The 18250-nt window shown below is 51.4% G+C and carries 14 protein-coding genes, 2 tRNA genes and 3 other RNA genes; 10 read left to right on the top strand and 9 right to left on the bottom strand.

Annotation, left to right across the window (positions count from 1 at the left end):
- Positions 1-31 precede the first annotated feature (31 nt).
- Entirely contained in the window at positions 32-646 is a 615-nt protein-coding gene (tdk, locus tag HV107_RS24745; RefSeq protein ID WP_182061342.1) for a thymidine kinase, read from the bottom strand.
- A gap of 551 nt (positions 647-1197) precedes the next feature.
- Between tdk and hns the strand changes: the two genes are divergently transcribed.
- Positions 1198-1611 carry a histone-like nucleoid-structuring protein H-NS gene (gene hns, locus HV107_RS24750; RefSeq protein ID WP_008502781.1) on the top strand — a complete coding sequence of 138 codons (414 nt, stop codon included), beginning with the start codon at positions 1198-1200 and terminating at the stop codon, positions 1609-1611.
- A 205-nt stretch (positions 1612-1816) separates the two neighbouring features.
- Here the strand turns inward: hns and galU are convergent, their stop codons facing one another.
- The 3 genes from galU to rssA form a co-directional block, all read right to left on the bottom strand.
- Positions 1817-2725, bottom strand: a complete 909-nt coding sequence (gene galU, locus HV107_RS24755; protein WP_182061343.1) for a UTP--glucose-1-phosphate uridylyltransferase GalU — start codon at positions 2723-2725, stop codon at positions 1817-1819.
- Between the two features lie 197 nt (positions 2726-2922).
- Positions 2923-3936: a two-component system response regulator RssB gene (gene rssB / locus HV107_RS24760; protein ID WP_182061344.1), complete on the bottom strand. Its 1014-nt coding sequence runs from the start codon at positions 3934-3936 to the stop codon at positions 2923-2925.
- A gap of 92 nt (positions 3937-4028) precedes the next feature.
- Positions 4029-4931, bottom strand: coding sequence for a patatin-like phospholipase RssA (gene rssA, locus HV107_RS24765; RefSeq protein ID WP_182061345.1), 903 nt, complete (start codon positions 4929-4931; stop codon positions 4029-4031).
- A gap of 114 nt (positions 4932-5045) precedes the next feature.
- On the opposite strand from rssA, the gene HV107_RS24770 reads away from it, so the two are divergent.
- From HV107_RS24770 to HV107_RS24800, 7 genes are all read left to right on the top strand, one after another.
- Positions 5046-5504: a YchJ family protein gene (locus HV107_RS24770; RefSeq protein ID WP_182061346.1), complete on the top strand. Its 459-nt coding sequence runs from the start codon at positions 5046-5048 to the stop codon at positions 5502-5504.
- A gap of 48 nt (positions 5505-5552) precedes the next feature.
- Positions 5553-6395, top strand: a complete 843-nt coding sequence (gene purU / locus HV107_RS24775) for a formyltetrahydrofolate deformylase (protein WP_182061347.1) — start codon at positions 5553-5555, stop codon at positions 6393-6395.
- Positions 6396-6551: 156 nt separating this feature from the next.
- A tRNA-Tyr gene (locus HV107_RS24780) sits at positions 6552-6636 on the top strand.
- A gap of 43 nt (positions 6637-6679) precedes the next feature.
- Positions 6680-6811: non-coding RNA, RtT sRNA (locus HV107_RS24785), on the top strand.
- A 35-nt stretch (positions 6812-6846) separates the two neighbouring features.
- Positions 6847-6931, top strand: a tRNA-Tyr gene (locus tag HV107_RS24790).
- Positions 6932-6976: 45 nt separating this feature from the next.
- A non-coding RNA gene (locus HV107_RS24795) (RtT sRNA) lies at positions 6977-7107 on the top strand.
- A gap of 45 nt (positions 7108-7152) precedes the next feature.
- Positions 7153-7283, top strand: a non-coding RNA gene (locus tag HV107_RS24800) — RtT sRNA.
- A 198-nt stretch (positions 7284-7481) separates the two neighbouring features.
- Here the strand turns inward: HV107_RS24800 and HV107_RS24805 are convergent.
- Positions 7482-7925 carry an Lrp/AsnC family transcriptional regulator gene (locus HV107_RS24805; RefSeq protein WP_182061348.1) on the bottom strand — a complete coding sequence of 148 codons (444 nt, stop codon included), beginning with the start codon at positions 7923-7925 and terminating at the stop codon, positions 7482-7484.
- A 107-nt stretch (positions 7926-8032) separates the two neighbouring features.
- Between HV107_RS24805 and HV107_RS24810 the strand changes: the two genes are divergently transcribed.
- Entirely contained in the window at positions 8033-8929 is an 897-nt protein-coding gene (locus tag HV107_RS24810; RefSeq protein WP_182061349.1) for a DMT family transporter, read from the top strand.
- On the opposite strand, the gene narI is transcribed toward HV107_RS24810, so the two are convergent.
- From narI to HV107_RS24830, 4 genes are read right to left on the bottom strand one after another with little or no spacing between them, the layout of a single operon-like run.
- Complete coding sequence (gene narI / locus HV107_RS24815; protein WP_182061350.1) at positions 8926-9603, bottom strand: respiratory nitrate reductase subunit gamma; 678 nt, start codon at positions 9601-9603, stop codon at positions 8926-8928. The two genes, HV107_RS24810 and narI, sit on opposite strands and share 4 nt — an antisense overlap.
- Entirely contained in the window at positions 9603-10313 is a 711-nt protein-coding gene (narJ, locus tag HV107_RS24820; protein ID WP_182061351.1) for a nitrate reductase molybdenum cofactor assembly chaperone, read from the bottom strand. Before narJ ends, narI begins: the two co-directional genes overlap by 1 nt.
- Positions 10310-11845 (bottom strand): nitrate reductase subunit beta, encoded by a 1536-nt coding sequence (gene narH / locus HV107_RS24825; protein WP_182061352.1) that lies wholly within the window; start codon positions 11843-11845, stop codon positions 10310-10312. The genes narJ and narH overlap by 4 nt, the downstream gene beginning before the upstream one ends.
- Positions 11842-15585 (bottom strand): nitrate reductase subunit alpha, encoded by a 3744-nt coding sequence (locus tag HV107_RS24830; protein WP_182061353.1) that lies wholly within the window; start codon positions 15583-15585, stop codon positions 11842-11844. Before HV107_RS24830 ends, narH begins: the two co-directional genes overlap by 4 nt.
- Before the next feature lie 353 nt (positions 15586-15938).
- Between HV107_RS24830 and HV107_RS24835 the strand changes: the two genes are divergently transcribed.
- Positions 15939-18218: a patatin-like phospholipase family protein gene (locus HV107_RS24835; protein ID WP_182061354.1), complete on the top strand. Its 2280-nt coding sequence runs from the start codon at positions 15939-15941 to the stop codon at positions 18216-18218.
- Positions 18219-18250: the final 32 nt, after the last annotated feature.

Consider the following 18250-nt stretch of genomic DNA (forward strand, 5'->3'; position numbering starts at 1 on the left):
CGGTCGGGCAATTAAAAGAACAGACCTTCTCTTATTTCCGGTTCTCGCTTTGAATGGCCGTCAGCGAACCCACAACCAACGCTTCTTTATAGTGTTTACGACAAACCGAAACATAGCGTTCATTCCCCCCTATCACCACCTGCTCACCATCGGCGTAGGGTTTTCCTGACTGATCAAGGCGCAGTACCATGCTGGCTTTACGGCCGCAGAAACAGATTGTTTTTAATTCGACGAGTTTATCTGACCACGCGAGTAAATATTGGCTACCGGCAAATAGCTCTCCGCGGAAATCTGTTCGCAGGCCATAACAGAGCACCGGGATATCCAGATCATCAACGACATCTGAAAGGGCATGTACCTGCTGGCGCGTCAGGAACTGGCTCTCGTCCACCAGGACGCAATGTACAGGCCGTGAAGCATGTTCTGCACGTATATCCGCTAACAGGTCAGTCTCGGGGTTATACAGCTTTGCAGGTGACGAAAGACCTATCCTTGAACTCACTTTCCCTGCGCCAAAGCGATCATCAATTTCGGCTGTGTAAACCACCGTATGCATCCCCCTCTCCTGGTAATTGTAGGAGGACTGGAGTAACGCGGTCGATTTCCCTGCATTCATTGCCGAATAGTAGAAATAAAGTTGTGCCATTGGCCGTAAAACCTTAATCAATGTGTAATATTCCCGATGGTTCATTGTACCATATTTTGTCTCTCCATCAGCGACACGCCGCACAGAGTATGGGTTTCAGGGGGAAGGCATCAGCAGGCAGGTTAAGAAAATAATCCGTTAAAACATGAAGTAAACGCATTTCTCAGCTTAGTAAGGTCAAGCGTTTAGTCAAAGATAACACTTCTTTTTATACTGGATTCAGCATTCATTAAAATTCACTATTTATTAACTATTGTCGACAACACTCTGCTTTTCTGGAGTAATACAAAAGGCTGATATTTATCCGCCGCAACTATAATTCCTGCGGTAAATGTCACAAAAACAAACATGTGTTCGGTAACCTTATGAACTATGACGTGATAAGAAACCTCTCAGGTAAGGCATGAAATTTAAGTTAGCGTAATTAATAATAGCGTCTCATATTTAGTATTTTTTGAATTCCTTACATTCTCACCTATTGCACAAGTCAATTTATGGCTCTATTATTAGGACAACAAACCACCCCCCATTATAAGTTTGAGATTACTACAATGAGCGAAGCACTTAAAATTCTGAACAACATCCGTACTCTTCGTGCGCAGGCAAGAGAATGCACCCTTGAAACGCTTGAAGAAATGCTGGAAAAATTAGAAGTTGTAGTTAATGAACGTCGCGAAGAAGAAAGCGCAGCTGCTGCGGAAATCGAAGAACGCACTCGCAAACTTCAGCAATATCGTGAAATGCTGATTGCTGATGGTATCGATCCAAACGAATTGCTGAACAGCATGGCTGCTGCTAAAACCGGCACCAAAGCGAAACGCGCTGCGCGTCCTGCTAAATATAGCTATGTCGATGAGAACGGAGAAACTAAAACCTGGACTGGCCAGGGTCGTACTCCTGCTGTTATCAAGAAAGCAATGGATGAGCAGGGTAAACAACTGGATGACTTCCTGATCAAGGATTAATCAGGACGCATTCTAAAAAATCCCGCTAAATGCGGGATTTTTTGTATCTGTAATACATGCCGAACATCCTCTTACACTCTGTCATATAGCGACAAGACACTATTTATAAACCCTTACAATCCGCGTCAGGCGACCCCGCCTGCGTTATGGGCATAAAAAAACCGGTGGGCATTGCCACACCGGTTTAGTGCATCCGGGAAACAGATTATTTTTTAATACCCATGCTCTCCTGGAGCCAGGATTTAAATTCTTCACCCAGAGTATTGTGACGAATGCCATATTCAACAAACGCCTGCATATAACCGAGTTTATTACCGCAGTCATGGCTCTTACCTTTCATATGGTAAGCCTCGACGGTTTCTTTCTCGATCAGCATATCAATGCCATCAGTCAGCTGGATCTCATCACCCGCTCCTGGAGGGGTTTTCGCCAGCAGCGGCCAGATTTCTGCGCTCAGGACGTAACGACCCACAACGGCCAGATTAGACGGTGCAACATCCGCTTTTGGCTTTTCAACAACGCCAACCATCGGCACGCTTTCGCCAGGCTCCAGATTAACCCCTTTGCAGTCTACAACGCCGTATGCGGTTACATCCGCAACAGGCTCAACCATGATCTGGCTGCTGCCGGTTTCATCGAAGCGTTTAATCATCTCTGCCAGGTTATCCCGGGACAGATCGGATTCGAATTCGTCCAGAATAACGTCTGGCAGAATAACCGCCACTGGCTCATCACCCACGACAGGGTGTGCGCACAGTACCGCATGACCCAGGCCTTTCGCCAGACCCTGACGAACCTGCATGATGGTGACATGTGGAGGGCAAATAGACTGAACTTCCGCTAACAGCTGACGCTTAACGCGTTTTTCCAGCATGGCTTCAAGTTCAAAACTTGTATCGAAATGGTTTTCGATAGAGTTTTTGGATGAATGCGTAACCAGCACAATTTCGGTAATTCCGGCAGCGATACATTCATTAACGACATACTGGATTAATGGCTTATCAACCAACGGCAGCATCTCTTTAGGGATTGCCTTCGTTGCGGGTAGCATCCTGGTTCCCAATCCCGCTACCGGGATAACGGCCTTTCTGACTTTCGAATTTAGGGCAGCCATTGAAATTCTCCTGAGCTGTTCAAGTTTTGAACTTATTCAATAAATAACGCGTTGAGTATATCAGCCTCACCATACAGTCCGGGTCTGAAAAGGACGCGTTGCCGATCAATTAGGATAAATACGCATGAATCTGGCGGTGATAGTAGCACTGTCAGCAAAACACCGGAAAAGCAATCTGACGAATAAAAGTCAATTGCTTATTCCGTGGACAACATTAAGCGTAACCGCCCCCCTGCTCCCCAAATTTGGCACTGCCATGAGGAACAGCGTTGGCTAATTTGATTAAGATAAGCTGTTCCTAATGTCCCCAAAGGAACACCGTTGCTTACCTGAATATGATGCTCCCCCGTATTGAGCGATGCGTTTAGCCCGGCAGATACGAGGATAAGGTTTTTGAGACCGCTGTGGTAATAACCGACCAGCAGCGGAAATTGCCCCGGCAAATTGGCCTGGCGAAAGAGATGATTTACCTGTTTAAGTAAACTGCCTAATTCAGGAAGTCGTTGACCCTGATGAGATAACTGCTCCTGCAAGAGCCCATTAAATAGCGCCCGAAGTAACAGTGCAGCTAATACACCGTTGTCACCTGCCCGCGTAACATCCAGACAATAAAACGCGAGGTCGGAATCAGATAAAGGGGCAATATCAAGCACCAGTCCGGGTTCGTCTGCGGCGACCAGTTGGCGATAATTTATACGGCAATGAGAAATAGTCTGTTGAACCGGTGGCTGGAGTTCCTGCAACAATTTTGAGGCCGCCAGCGGATTACTGACTAACGCATCCCAGTCCTGGAAAAGGCGCTCTTCTTCCTCAACCCGAGAATTAAACATATTGGGATACAGGCAAGCCAGTACCGTTTCACGCAGGCGATTCAAATCTTTAACTGGCTTTAACAAAATATCCTGCACGCCTAAACGCAATGCCCGGGCAATATCAGCCATGTTTTCGGTGGCAGAAATCACCAGAATCGGGATCTGGTCACCCTCGTTTCGAAGATGTTCGACCAGCTTGAGTCCGTTCATACGTGGCATGGCAATGTCACAAATCATCAGATCAGGGGTGATAGTGTCCATTTTTTCCAGGGCTTCAATACCGTCCTCGGCAAGCGATGTCATCGCCCCCAACGAGGATAACCACGAATCCAGCAGCGAACGGAAAACGGGCTCGTCTTCAACTATCAAAATGTGTTTTCCGGCCAATGGCTGCGTCATGGTTCCTCCCCTGGCTGACAGTTACTAAATAGTGGCATGTGATCGGCACTATCGCCTGTCAGATTTTGCTGAAGTAATCAAAAAAAGGGTGTTCAGGCGGATGTCCGCACAAACGGCAACAGCTCATCCATTTTCTTCTCAACGGCTAACGAACCCGCCGCAATTGCGGCTTCAGCACGATGGAAGTCCAGGGTAGCGATTTGAGGGCAATACGGTTGAATAAGGATATCAGGTGGGTCACCCGCCATGCGGTTACGCTTAAGGCGGTTTTCAAGCACCTGGATAGAGGTCGTCATGATTTCGATTGCCGTCGGTGCGGCAACCGAACGACGCGCCGCCATTCGCCCTATTTGCCCACGTAAGCGTTCATGCCAGGCGAGTTTTTCCCCTTCCGCATCCTCACTTTGAAGATTGACGGGCAAAAGCTCCTGCTGCATCAGGTGCGCATCGTGTTGCAAATCTACGGCAATCACGATGTCTGCGCCCATCGCACGGGTGAGTGAGATAGGGATTGGGTTCACCACTCCGCCATCAACCAGCCAGTAGCCGTTATGCGGAACGGGAGCCATTAAACCAGGCATACTACAGGATGCGCGCACGGCGAGATGGATATCTCCTTCGGTAAACCAGAGTTCCCGACCTGTGCTGAGGTTTGTCGCTACAGCGCCGAAAGGCAACTGACAATTGCTGAAGTCTTCAAGAGGCATTATCTGGCGGAACTGATTAAACACCCGTTCGCCACGCAGCAAACCGCCGCGTTGCCAGGAGAGATCCATCAGACGCAGAACATCCCAGTAACTGAAGGAACGAACCCAGGTTTCCAGCTCCGGGAGCTTCCCACAGGCGTACGCAGACCCAACCAGCGAACCGATAGAACACCCTGCAACGATATCAATATTAATGCCCATCTCTTTTAGGGCATTAATTACGCCGATATGTGACCATCCGCGAGCCGCACCTGAGCCCAGCGCCAGTCCAATTTTTACCTTTCTCATTAGCCCTGATTTACTTCCCCTGGATTCTCAACATAGCGTCAACGCAACTGCTCAGTTAACATGGTGCTACCCGAAGCGTTTTACGCCCTTAATTTTTGTTCCAGGAAGAGAATCGTGTCTCAACTCTGCCCCTGTGGTAGCGCTCTGGATTATAGCCTATGTTGCCAGCGATATCTTTCTGGCGAGCAGGTTGCACCAGACCCGTCACACCTTATGCGTTCGCGTTATACTGCTTTTGTGATCAAAGACGCAGACTATCTGATTAAGACCTGGCACCCGTCTTGCCATGCCGCCGATTTTCGTCAGGACATTGAAGCTGGCTTTGCCAACACACAGTGGCTTGGCCTGACCGTTTTTGAAGCATCGCCCGGAAGCAACGACAATGAAGGCTACGTCAGCTTTGTTGCCCGCTTTACCGAGCGCGATAAAACGGCTGCCATTATCGAACGCTCCCGTTTCTTAAAGGAAAGCGGGCAATGGTATTATATTGACGGTACGCGCCCTCAAATCGGTCGTAACGATCCCTGCCCTTGTGGTTCAGGTAAAAAATTTAAAAAGTGTTGCGGGCAGTAACGCCTGACAACTCAGATTTCGCAAATACTCAAACAGGATTTCCCGGCGATGCAATCATTACAACGTAAAGTTCTGCGCACCATCTGTCCCGATCAAAAAGGGCTGATCGCACGAATTACCAACATTTGTTACAAGCATGAACTGAATATCGTGCAGAACAACGAGTTCGTTGACCACCGTACCGGTCGCTTCTTTATGCGTACCGAGCTGGAAGGCATTTTCAACGACACAACCCTGCTTGCCGATCTTGATAGCGCATTACCTGAAGGTTCTGTTCGTGAACTGACGCCTGCAGGCCGTCGTCGCATCGTGATTCTGGTCACTAAAGAAGCGCACTGCCTGGGCGATCTGCTGATGAAGGCAAACTACGGTGGGCTGGATGTGGACATTGCTGCCGTTATTGGTAACCACGACACGCTGCGTACGCTGGTTGAACGTTTCGATATTCCGTTCGAACTGGTGAGCCACGAAGGTCATACCCGTGAAGAGCATGACGATTTAATGGCGCAGGCCATTGAAGCGCATAACCCGGACTACGTGGTGCTGGCAAAATACATGCGCGTGTTGACCCCAACCTTCGTGTCACGTTTCCCGAACAAGATTATCAACATCCACCACTCGTTCCTGCCGGCCTTTATCGGCGCTCGTCCATACCACCAGGCGTATGAGCGCGGTGTGAAAATCATCGGTGCAACCGCGCACTACGTGAATGACAACCTGGACGAAGGTCCAATCATCATGCAGGACGTGATTCATGTGGATCACACCTACACAGCAGAAGACATGATGCGTGCCGGGCGTGACGTAGAGAAGAATGTACTAAGCCGGGCGCTCTATCAGGTATTGGGTCAACGCGTCTTTGTTTACGGTAACAGAACCATCATTCTTTAATCTTTTGGAAAATGAATTGATTAGCTTTGCGCCTTTACGGATAAAAAGCAGGCAAACAACTTCATTTCGCTAAAGGAATACTTTACAGGGGCGTCTCATTTGATATGATGCGCCCCGCTTCCAGACGAAGCAGGCCAGTAAAAAGCATTACCCCGTGGTGGGGTTCCCGAGCGGCCAAAGGGAGCAGACTGTAAATCTGCCGTCATCGACTTCGAAGGTTCGAATCCTTCCCCCACCACCATTATTCACCACAGTGATGTGGTAAAACCGATGAGATAATGTGAAGTTTGCACTCATCGGGAAGGGTGAGAACCTTCGATTAAGGTTCGACTCTCGCGAAAGCGAGAGAACGTTGCCAAAGGCAACGGCCCGAAGGGTGAGGAGCGAAGCGACGAATAATCCTTCCCCCACCACCATCTTCAAGCTGTACCTCAAAATTAGCATTACCCCTGGTGGGGTTCCCGAGCGGCCAAAGGGAGCAGACTGTAAATCTGCCGTCATCGACTTCGAAGGTTCGAATCCTTCCCCCACCACCATCACTTCTAAGTCAACCCGCATTCACTCTTTGCACCATGCCACATGTATTTCCGATGCAGGGAAGGATGAGAAGCTTCGACTAAGGTTCGATTCGAGCGTAGCGAGAAAGCGTTGCCGCAGGCAACGACCCGAAGGGCGAGGCGCAACGCGCCGAGTAATCCTTCCCCCACCACCATCAATTTTAAATCACTCCGCATTCACTCTTTGCACCATGCCACATAGACTTCCGATTCAGGGAAGGATGAGAAGCTTCGACTAAGGTTCGATTCGAGCGTAGCGAGAAAGCGTTGCCGCAGGCAACGACCCGAAGGGCGAGGCGCAACGCGCCGAGTAATCCTTCCCCCACCACCATCACTTCTAAGTCAACCCGCATTCACTCTTTGCACCATGTCACATACTCTTCCTGTGCGGGGAATGATGTATACCAATGCCTGTATCTGGCATCTGCACACCTGCTTTCCCCGGTGGCGCTTCGCTTACCAGGGCTACAAATCGTACTCCCCCCCTTGTAGGCCGGGTAAGGCGCAGCCGCCACCCGGCAACAGACAGCTACATCGGTGGCAACCGTCGCTTCACCGGAGAACTCTTCACAATCGATGTATTGCACTGGGCATGTTCAGCAAGACCATCCAGCAATAGATCAAGCTGCTCAATTGAACGCACTACCAGCCTGATCACAAAACAATCCTCACCCGTCACTTTGTCGCTCTCAATACACTCCGGCATGGCCTGGATGTATTTATCCACCTTATGTAACAACCCCGGTAACGGCCGCACACGCACCAGCGCCTGCAAGGTATACCCTAGCGCGGCTAAATTCACGCGCGCGCCATACCCCTGAATCACGCCCCGCTCCTCCAGCCTTTTCAGACGCTCTGCGGTGCTTGGTGATGTCAGCCCGATACGGCCACTCAGCACTTTCAACGACACGCGCGCATCCTCCGCCAGGCAGGCTAATATCTGGCGGTCGATATCATCGAGAAGGTAATCCATAGCATTCACCTAATTTAAAAACGCCATAACTGTATTTCACCTTATATCACCTCTGTAAAAGCCAACACGCTTTTTCGACAATAGAGCAATTAATCAGGAGGTGCATAATGGGTGATAGACAAAAAGGCGTCTGGCAAATGAGCCTGGCGATGCTTATTTCCGGCTCAATCGGGGCCTTTGTATTACTCTCCGGTTTACCGGTCACAGAAGTCGTGTTCTGGCGCTGCCTCATCGGCGCCGTTGCTCTCTTTCTTTTTATCCGTATCAGCAAACAGCCTTTTAGCCCATTAACCAAAGTCACGTTGGGGTTGGCAATTTTTGGCGGCATCGCGCTGGTCGTTAACTGGATGATGCTCTTTGCCGCCTACGCGCGCATTTCGATAGGTCTGTCGACCGTGGTCTACAACACGCAGCCGTTTATGCTGGTAATGATGGGGATGTTACTGGGTGAACGTGTGAGTCTGGCAAAATGGGGATGGCTCCTGCTTGCCTTCGGCGGCGTGGTGGTTCTGCTCTCAGGCGAGCTGACCAGCAAACACGAGGCTGGCTGGCTTAGCGGTATTGCGCTGGCGCTTGGTGCCGCGTTCTTTTACGCGCTGACGGCCATTATCACCCGCAGGCTCAGAAGTATTGCGCCACAACATATTGCGTTTATTCAGGTCTTAACCGGGGTGGTTATGCTATTGCCGTTGGCGCACATGCCCACGTTTTCCGGGCAATTCCCGTGGGGAATACTATTAACGCTGGGGATTGTGCACACAGGCATAATGTACCAGCTGCTCTATAGTGCCATTCAGAAGCTCCCTACCCCTGTCACCGGCTCCCTTTCCTTTATTTACCCGGTGGTGGCGATTGTGGTTGATAATCTGGTCTTCGGGCATTCGCTGACCGCGACGCAACTGGCGGGTGGCGCGCTGATCCTGGTTGCCGCCGCGGGCAACAACCTGGGCTGGGGCGAAAAAAAACCCCGCTCGTGCGGGGTTGGTATCAAAACGGCAAATTAGCGGCGGGCACGCACAATCTGGTATTTGCGCGTCAGGTACTCTACTGGCGCGCTCCAGATGTGGACCAGGCGAGAGAACGGGAACAGCACAAACAACGTCATCCCCAGCACCAGGTGCACGCGGAACACAAACGCCACACCGTCCAGATGCTCAGACGCACCGCCGAGGAACGTCACCACCGACTGTGCCCAGCCAACCAGTTTCATCATTTCGCTGCCGTCCATATGCTGTGCAGAGAACGGAATGGTCAGCAGACCGAGCGCACACTGCACCATCAGCAGAGACAGGATCAGAATGTCGGCCCCGGTAGTGGTTGCACGCACTCGTGGGCTGAACAGGCGACGTTTAAGCAGCAGCAAGCCACCCACCAGCGTCATCACACCGCACGCGCCACCGGCAATCATCGCCATTTTTTGCTTCACTTCAATCGGCAGGAACGACTCATACATCCAGTGAGGCGTCAGCATCCCGAGAAAGTGACCGGCAAAAATCCCCAGGATCCCGATGTGGAACAGGTTAGAGGCCAGGTTCATCCCTTTGCGATCCAGCATCTGGCTGGACGCCGCACGCCAGCTGTACTGACCGTAGTCGTAACGCAGCCAGCTTCCCACCAGAAACACGGTGCCCGCAATGTACGGGTAGATATCAAAGAAGAACATATTCAGGAAGTGCATTATTGCTGTCCTCCGTTAGAGATATTCAAATATTGCGGGGCAACAGCTCCGGCAAAACGACGCTGGTGAGCCGAGATTTCCGACTCGCCGCAATTCTGGTCAGCAAAGAATTTAACTTGCTCTTCTTCCCAGACCGCATCCAGCGCCTGCGGGGTATCGTCGCGCGCTTCATCGGCAATTTTTTCTGCCACTTTCTCACTGTCGATGGCCGCATTCGCGAGTTTTACCAGCAGGTCGAACAGCGCCGCATAGCGGCTCTCACGCTGTTGCAGTCGCGCACTGAGCAGCGCCAGAATCGGCGCAATGTCCTGTAACCCATCAAGCGCCTCTTCTTTTGGCAGCTGCGCCAGATATTCGAGGTACAGCGGCAGGTGATCCGGCAGCTCGCGGCTATCAAGTTGCAGACCGTGCTGTTCGTATTGCGCCATCAGGTCGACCATCGCCTGACCCCGGTCGCGGGATTCGCCGTGAACATGTTCAAACAGCAGCAGTGAAGTGGCGCGGCCACGGTCAAACAGCTGGCTGTAGTCGGCCTGTGCATCCAGAAGATCGCGCGCTAACAGGTCGCGCAGGAAAACGCCCAGGCTATGGGCATCTTCTTTATCCAGGTTTTCAGATGACGCGAGTGCATCGAAAAGTTCCTGTTGATGCTGCGCAAGCGCAGCATCCGGGTACTCGAGCAGACGCGAAACAATGACGAGTTCAATCATTGGTGCGGCTCCGTTTTGCTGGTCACATCCATGGCATCGATGCGGCGGCTGTTGAAGAGGTTGAATTTGGTGTCTGACCCGTGGCAACCATCGCCGAAGGTAAAACCACAACCGCTTTTTTCCGGGAAGGCTTCGCGAGCCAGTTCGCGGTGACTGCCTGGTACCACGAAACGATCTTCGTAGTTGGCAATCGCCAGATAGCGGTACATCTCCTGCGCCTGTGCTTCGCTCAGCCCCACCTCTTCCAGCGCACGGGTATCAATCACACCGTCTACCGTTTCCGCGCGTTTGAAGTGGCGCATCGCCAGCATCCGTTTCAGCGCCAGCAGCACAGGTTGCGTGTCGCCGGCGGTCAGCAGGTTCGCCAGGTACTGAACCGGGATACGCAGGCTTTCTACGTCTGGCAGAATGCCGTTACTGCCCAGTTCACCGGCATCTGCGGCAGACTGAATCGGTGACAGTGGTGGCACATACCACACCATCGGCAGCGTGCGGTATTCCGGGTGCAGTGGCAGCGCCAGCTTCCAGTCCATCGCCATTTTGTACACCGGAGACTGCTGCGCAGCGTCGATCACGCTCTGCGGTACGCCGTCTTTCAGCGCCTGCTCAATCACTTTCGGGTCGTTCGGATCGAGGAACACATCCAGCTGACGCTGATACAGATCTTTTTCGTGCTCGGTGCTGGCTGCATTTTCAATCGCATCTGCGTCATACAACAGCACCCCGAGGTAACGGATACGGCCTACGCAGCTTTCAGAACAAACGGTCGGCATCCCCGCTTCGATACGTGGATAACAGAAGATGCACTTCTCGGATTTCCCGCTCTTCCAGTTGAAGTAGATTTTTTTGTACGGACAACCGGTGATGCACATACGCCAGCCGCGGCATTTGTCCTGGTCGATAAGCACAATGCCGTCTTCTTCACGCTTATAGATGGCACCGCTCGGGCAGGTGGCAACACAGGCCGGGTTAAGACAGTGTTCACACAGGCGCGGCAGATACATCATGAAGGTATTTTCGAACTGACCGTACATCGCCTTCTGCATATTTTCGAAGTTCTGATCTTTGGCGCGTTTTTCAAACTCTCCACCCAGAATTTCTTCCCAGTTTGGCCCGCTGGTAATTTTGTCCAACCGCTTCCCGGTGATCAGCGAGCGTGGGCGGGCAATCGGCTGGTGTTTGCTTTCTGGCGCGTTGTGCAGGTTCTGGTAGTCGAAATCAAACGGCTCGTAGTAATCGTCAATGCCCGGCAGATGCGGGTTAGCGAAGATTTTGCCCAGCAACATCGCGCGGTTACCCATGCGCGGTTGCAGTTTACCGTTGATCTTGCGGATCCAGCCGCCCTTCCATTTTTCCTGATTTTCCCAGTCGGTCGGGAAACCGGTGCCTGGCTTACTTTCAACGTTGTTGAACCAGGCGTATTCCATACCTTCACGGCTGGTCCAGACGTTTTTACAGGTGACTGAGCAGGTATGACAGCCGATGCATTTATCCAGATTCAGCACCATGCCGACTTGTGAACGAATTTTCATTTTACGCTCTCCTGTACCTGGTCATTACCTTCGCCGTCTAACCAGTTAATATTCTTCATTTTACGAACCACCACGAACTCATCGCGGTTAGATCCTACGGTGCCGTAGTAGTTAAAGCCGTATGCCAGCTGCGCATAACCGCCGATCATGTGGGTCGGTTTTGGCGTAATACGGGTCACGGAGTTGTGAATACCGCCGCGCTGCTCGGTGATTTCTGAACCCGGCAGGTTAACGATACGTTCCTGCGCGTGGTACATCATGGTCATCCCGGCAGGTACGCGCTGGCTCACTACCGCACGCGCCGTCAGCGCACCGTTGCTATTGAACACTTCGATCCAGTCGTTATCTTCAATACCCAGATCTTTGGCATCCGCTTCGCTCATCCATACAATCGGGCCACCACGTGACAACGTCAGCATCAGTAGGTTGTCGCTGTAGGTGGAGTGGATCCCCCACTTCTGGTGTGGCGTCAGGAAGTTCAGCGCTTTTTCCGGGTTGCCGTTGGATTTCTTGCCCATCACCCCTTTCACTGAACGGGTGTCGATTGGCGGACGGTAAACCAGCAGGCTTTCACCGAAATCACGCATCCACTGGTGATCCTGATACAGCGATTGACGACCTGTGAGCGTACGCCATGGGATCAGCTCGTGAACGTTGGTGTAACCGGCGTTATAGGACACATGTTCGTCTTCCAGGCCTGACCAGGTCGGGCTGGAGATAATCTTGCGTGGCTGGGCCTGAATATCGCGGAAGCGAATTTTCTCTTCCTCTTTATTCGTCGCCAGGTGCGTATGGTCACGACCGGTGAATTCACTCAGTGCCGCCCAGGCCTTCACGGCCACATGGCCGTTAGTTTCAGGCGCCAGGGCCAGGATCATCTCTGCCGCATCAATGGCCGTGTTCAGCATTGGCTGGCCTTTGGCCGGGCCGTCTGCTTTGGTGTAATTGAGCTTACGCAGCAGATCCATTTCGCTCTGGGTATTCCAGGCAATGCCTTTACCGCCGTTACCGATTTTCTCCATCAATGGGCCGATAGAGGTAAAGCGTTCATAGGTAGCCGGGTAGTCACGTTCAACCGGAATAATGTGCGGTGCCGTCACGCCCGGGATCAGGTCGCATTCACCTTTTTTCCAGTCTTTCACGTCAAGTGGTTGCGCCAGTTCGGCAGCGGAGTCGTGCTGAATCGGCAGGGTTACAACGTCCGTTTCTTTACCCAGATGGCCCACGCAGACTTCCGAGAAAACTTTCGCGATATCTTTGTAGATATCCCAGTCGCTTTTGGATTCCCATGCAGGGTCAACGGCGGCAGACAGCGGATGAATAAACGGATGCATATCCGAGGTATTCATATCGTCTTTTTCATACCAGGTAGCCGTTGGCAGCACGATGTCGGAATACAGACAGGTGCTGGACAGACGGAAGTCCAGCGTCACCACCAGATCCAGTTTCCCGTCCAGACCGTTGTCTTTCCATTCCACTTCTTCTGGCTTCACGCCGCCCTGCTTGCCAAGATCTTTACCCTGAATACCGTTCTCAGTACCGAGCAGATACTTCAGCATGTACTCGTGGCCCTTACCGGATGAACCCAGCAAGTTGGAGCGCCAGATAAACAGGTTACGCGGATGGTTTTTACCGTTTTCTGGCTGTTCCGCCGCAAAACGAATGGAGCCGTCCTTCAGGGATTTCACGGTGTAATCCGCCGGGGTCATACCGGCTTTTTTCGCTTCTTCGGCGATGCGCAGGGGGTTGGTTCCCAGCTGCGGTGCAGATGGCAGCCAGCCCATGCGTTCGGCGCGCACGTTGAAGTCAATCAGATGACCGGTGTAGCGGGATTTATCCGCCATGGGTGACAGCAGCTCTTGCGCATTAACCGTTTCATAGCGCCACTGGCTCGAGTGGTTATAGAAGTAAGAGGTACTGTTCATGTGACGCGCAGGACGCTGCCAGTCAAGGGCAAACGCCAGCGGCTGCCAGCCGGTCTGTGGACGCAGTTTTTCCTGGCCCACATAGTGCGCCCAGCCGCCGCCACTCTGCCCTACACAACCGCAGAAGATGAGCATATTGATAAGACCGCGATAGTTCATATCGAGGTGATACCAGTGGTTCAGACCTGCCCCGACGATGATCATCGAGCGGCCATGAGTTTTGTCGGCGTTCTCGGCGAACTCACGGGCAATACGGGTGATCTGCGCACGCGGCACGCCTGTTACCTGTTCTGCCCAGGCTGGGGTATAGGCTTTCACATCGTCATAGCTGGTAGCGCAGTTTTCATCATTCAGACCGCGCTCCAGGCCGTAGTTCGCCATGGTCAGATCGTAAACGGTAGTAACCAGCGCCGTTGAGCCATCCGCCAGTTGCAGGCGTTTGACCGGCAGTTTGTGCATTAAGACGTTTTGCAGTTCAACTTTGTTGAAGTGTTCGGAACCTTCGCCCCCGAAGTACGGGAAACCGACATCAGCGATATCATCCTGGCTGCCCAGCATACTCAGGCGCAGTTCAGTCTCTTCGCCGGTTGTACCGTTACGCTGTTCCAGGTTCCATTTACCTTTCTCACCCCATCGGAAGCCGATAGATCCGTTTGGAGCCACCAGTTCGCCATTGCTGTTACAGGCCACGGTTTTCCATTGTGGGTTGTTTTCCTGGCCCAGGGCATCCACCAGGTCGGCAGCGCGCAGCATTCGGCCAGCAGCATAGTAGCCGTCACGCTCTTCCAGCATGACCAGCATCGGGAAGTCGGTGTAGCGACGGACGTAGTCGGTGAAGTACTGGCTCGGTTTATCCAGGTGGAACTCACGCAGCATGACGTGGCCCATCGCCAGCGCCATCGCCGCATCGGTACCCTGTTTCGGAGCTAACCACAGGTCGCACAGTTTGGCGATTTCTGCGTAGTCCGGAGTGATAGCTACCGTTTTGGTGCCTTTGTAACGCACTTCAGTGAAGAAGTGGGCATCCGGTGTACGGGTCTGCGGAACGTTAGAACCCCACGCCAGAATGTAGCTGGAGTTATACCAGTCGGCAGATTCAGGAACGTCGGTCTGCTCACCCCAGGTCTGCGGAGACGCAGGTGGCAGGTCACAGTACCAGTCGTAGAAACTCAGGCAGGTACCGCCGATAAGGGACAGGTAACGTGCGCCCGATGCGTAGGACACCATCGACATCGCCGGGATCGGCGAGAAGCCCGCCACGCGGTCCGGGCCATAGGTTTTGACGGTATAGACGTTTGAGGCGGCAATCAGCTCGTTCACTTCCTTCCAGGACGAACGCACAAAACCACCGCGGCCACGCGCTTGCTTGAAACTTTTGGCTTTATCGGCATCTTCAATAATAGAGGCCCAGGCATCAACCGGATCGCTGTGCTGAACTTTAGCTTCGCGCCACATTTTCATCAGGCGTTTGCGCATCAGCGGATATTTCAGGCGGTTGGCGCTGTACAGATACCAGGAGTAGCTTGCACCACGTGGGCAGCCGCGCGGTTCGTGGTTTGGCATATCCGGGCGCGTGCGCGGATAGTCGGTCTGCTGCATTTCCCAGGTCACCAGACCATTTTTAACGAAAATCTTCCAGCTACACGAACCGGTGCAGTTTACGCCGTGGGTGGAACGAACGACCTTATCATGCTGCCAACGTTGACGGTATCCATCTTCCCAGTCCCTGTTGGTATCCAGAACCTGGCCGTGCCCATCGGCAAAGGTTTCGCCCTTCTGCTTGAAGTAGCGAAACCGGTCCAAAAATTTGCTCATCGGGTATCTCCTGTGTGGAGCCTGTGGCTCTCTAAATCGACATTGCTGATTTGCAGCGAAGGTAACGCTCTGATAGATGACGAGAATTGATAACGATCAAGGGCAACAGGGTTGGCAAAACGAGTGGATGCGCAAAATACCACCAAAGAAGTAGTATTTTATATTTTTTAATTGATTGTTTTTTATAGGTATTTATTAACTTTCATCGAGGAAGGCGTAAAACCCTAACAAGATTAGTTATTAAGTGGTAGGTGTTTTTGGCTGTTTAAGAACAGTGCATGAGTCTCATTTTTTTACGCCTGGTCTAGAGTCATTTTATATCACCCTAAATTTTACCTGGTAAGGACACAACGATGAGCGAAGCGTCAGATGTTCATAACCTCTCACCTGATAACGAAACAGATGCCATTAAAGAACGCCGGGAAAAATGTAAACTTCAGAACATAGAATACACGGGTACGCTGGGGCTGGCTTTATCAGGTGGGGGTATTCGCAGTGCAACCTTTTGTTTAGGTCTGGTTCGTGCGCTCGCTAAAAATGGACTTCTGAAAAAATTCGATTATCTGTCGACTGTATCTGGTGGTGGTTATTTAGGCGGAATGCTGGGCCGCTTATATACAAAGAATAACGAGAAGTATTCGATTGAAAAAGCACTCGCCAGCGACGATACCATTTTACTGGCATGGTTACGGAATAACGGTCGGTATCTTACACCTGCGGGGTTTCTCGACAAGTCACTGGCAATTACCCAAATCTTTCGCTCTTTTATTGCGGCATTATTTCTTCTGACGCTAATGTGTCTCGTCGTAAGCGGTATTGCCATCAGTCTTAATACAATGTTAGTTCTCCAGCCAAATTTTCTCGAAACAACGCCCTGGCTGATAGCGCTCTCTGTCCCGCTCTATTTTTCTGCCGTGATGGCCTTCTCTTACTGGATACTGGATGAAGAAAAACCCAGGGAATCCTTAAAATTCGCCCTTACTGTGGTGACAATCTCTTATGCATGTTTAGCATGGATAATCGATTTTCCTGATTACTTTCTACAATCATACTTGCCTCCGGTCGCCCTTATCATTATTGCGGTCACAAATGTAAAGCTCATTCACTCTGCATTAAAAACGCTCAGTTCCACTTCAGGGAAACTGAGACAACAGTTTACCCGGGCGATGACAAACAGCCTGTGGCTGGCAGGTGCCATACTTATTTTATGGGGGGTATACGCTCTGGGGCTGCTATGGTCCAGAGAAAGTTCTGCTTCGGGTACGCTACTCCCTCCAGCATTACTCGCGTTGCTAAAAGCAAGCTGGGAGCTCACCGCCGTCAAAAAACTGTTCAGTAAAATGAAAAACAGCCACTCTTTTATATCCATCAGTTTGATGCAAGGTGCGAACATTCTTGGCTATCTGTTGTTAATTTTTTCGCTGATAACGGTCTGCGCCGCTGAGATCAAAATCATCAGGTACGATTCACTTTTCCACTACACTCTCTATCCTTCACTGTTCGCTTTTGCGGTGGTGTTATTCTTCATTTACCTCTGCCAGCCAAAACGAATAATTACGTTCCTGAATTTAAGTTCTCTGCATAATTTCTACCGTTCACGTATTGAACGCGCCTGGCTTTCTGTTACAAATGTAGGCTCTCCGCCAAAACACCGCTTTCCACAGAACCCATTAGAAGACCAGTTAAACAACAAGCTTGCCAATATCGAGAAAGTCACGGACTCCTTGCACTGCGATGACGTTAAATTTAAAGACTATAACCCGCATAGCCATCTGGGGCCGATTCACCTGATCACCTGCTGTATAAACCAGACAGTTGACGATCGCTCAGGAAACTATAATGCCGACAGAAAGGGAATTGCGCTGACGGTCAGCTCATTTGGTGTTGAAACAGGCACGCATTTCCCACGCCCTTCCAAAGCATTAAAAGACAGTACGTTATCGAAGTGGATTGCCATATCGGGAGCCGCAGCCGCAACAGGAATGGGCTCTCTGACATCCCCTGGTCTGGCATTTATTCTTTTCCTGATTGGAGGCAGGCTGGGTTTTTGGGAAAAAAACCTCAATCCGAAAGATGACGTGACCGCTTCACTACCTGCCCTGTTTGCCGAAATGTTTGCCCGATTTCCCGGCAAAAACAGCGAATACTGGTATCTCTCTGATGGCGGACATTTCGAAAACACCGGTGTATACCCCCTGCTAAAACGGCGGGTAAAAACGATCGTTGTGGCTGACTGCGGTGCTGACCCAGAATACAGGTTTGACGATCTTGAAAATCTGGTGCGTAAAGCCCGCATTGATTACGGCATTATCATCACTTTTGATACACCAGCCCAGCCGATGTTTATTCCTCTCTACGACCTGAAAAAAGGGGAAGCAGCAGCACCGCTTATCAAAGCGACAATATCGTACCCGAAACAAGGCCCCTTGCCTGAAATGCAAGGCACATTGCTGATTGTAAAACCTCATTTGCTGGAAAACATGGGGCTCGATACCGAACGCTACGCAAAACGACATGATGATTTTCCGCAGCAAACGACGGGCGATCAATTCTTTGATGAGGAGCAGTGGGAAGCCTACCATCAGCTAGGTTTGCAGGCGGGTAAAGCGATTACAAGGAATATGCTGTCATAGTAAAAAAAACGCGGCCCTAAGGCCGCGCAAAC

The sequence above is a fragment of the Enterobacter sp. RHBSTW-00175 genome (genome assembly GCF_013927005.1).
GTDB lineage: Bacteria > Pseudomonadota > Gammaproteobacteria > Enterobacterales > Enterobacteriaceae > Enterobacter.

Bases quoted from the DNA above. Each gene is read 5' to 3' on its own strand.
- tdk (WP_182061342.1), bottom strand. From the start codon at position 646: ATGGCACAACTTTATTTCTACTATTCGGCAATGAATGCAGGGAAATCG.
- hns (WP_008502781.1), top strand. From the start codon at position 1,198: ATGAGCGAAGCACTTAAAATTCTGAACAACATCCGTACTCTTCGTGCG.
- galU (WP_182061343.1), bottom strand. From the start codon at position 2,725: ATGGCTGCCCTAAATTCGAAAGTCAGAAAGGCCGTTATCCCGGTAGCG.
- rssB (WP_182061344.1), bottom strand. From the start codon at position 3,936: ATGACGCAGCCATTGGCCGGAAAACACATTTTGATAGTTGAAGACGAG.
- rssA (WP_182061345.1), bottom strand. From the start codon at position 4,931: ATGAGAAAGGTAAAAATTGGACTGGCGCTGGGCTCAGGTGCGGCTCGC.
- purU (WP_182061347.1), top strand. From the start codon at position 5,553: ATGCAATCATTACAACGTAAAGTTCTGCGCACCATCTGTCCCGATCAA.
- HV107_RS24805 (WP_182061348.1), bottom strand. From the start codon at position 7,925: ATGGATTACCTTCTCGATGATATCGACCGCCAGATATTAGCCTGCCTG.
- HV107_RS24810 (WP_182061349.1), top strand. From the start codon at position 8,033: ATGGGTGATAGACAAAAAGGCGTCTGGCAAATGAGCCTGGCGATGCTT.
- narI (WP_182061350.1), bottom strand. From the start codon at position 9,603: ATGCACTTCCTGAATATGTTCTTCTTTGATATCTACCCGTACATTGCG.
- narJ (WP_182061351.1), bottom strand. From the start codon at position 10,313: ATGATTGAACTCGTCATTGTTTCGCGTCTGCTCGAGTACCCGGATGCT.
- narH (WP_182061352.1), bottom strand. From the start codon at position 11,845: ATGAAAATTCGTTCACAAGTCGGCATGGTGCTGAATCTGGATAAATGC.
- HV107_RS24830 (WP_182061353.1), bottom strand. From the start codon at position 15,585: ATGAGCAAATTTTTGGACCGGTTTCGCTACTTCAAGCAGAAGGGCGAA.
- HV107_RS24835 (WP_182061354.1), top strand. From the start codon at position 15,939: ATGAGCGAAGCGTCAGATGTTCATAACCTCTCACCTGATAACGAAACA.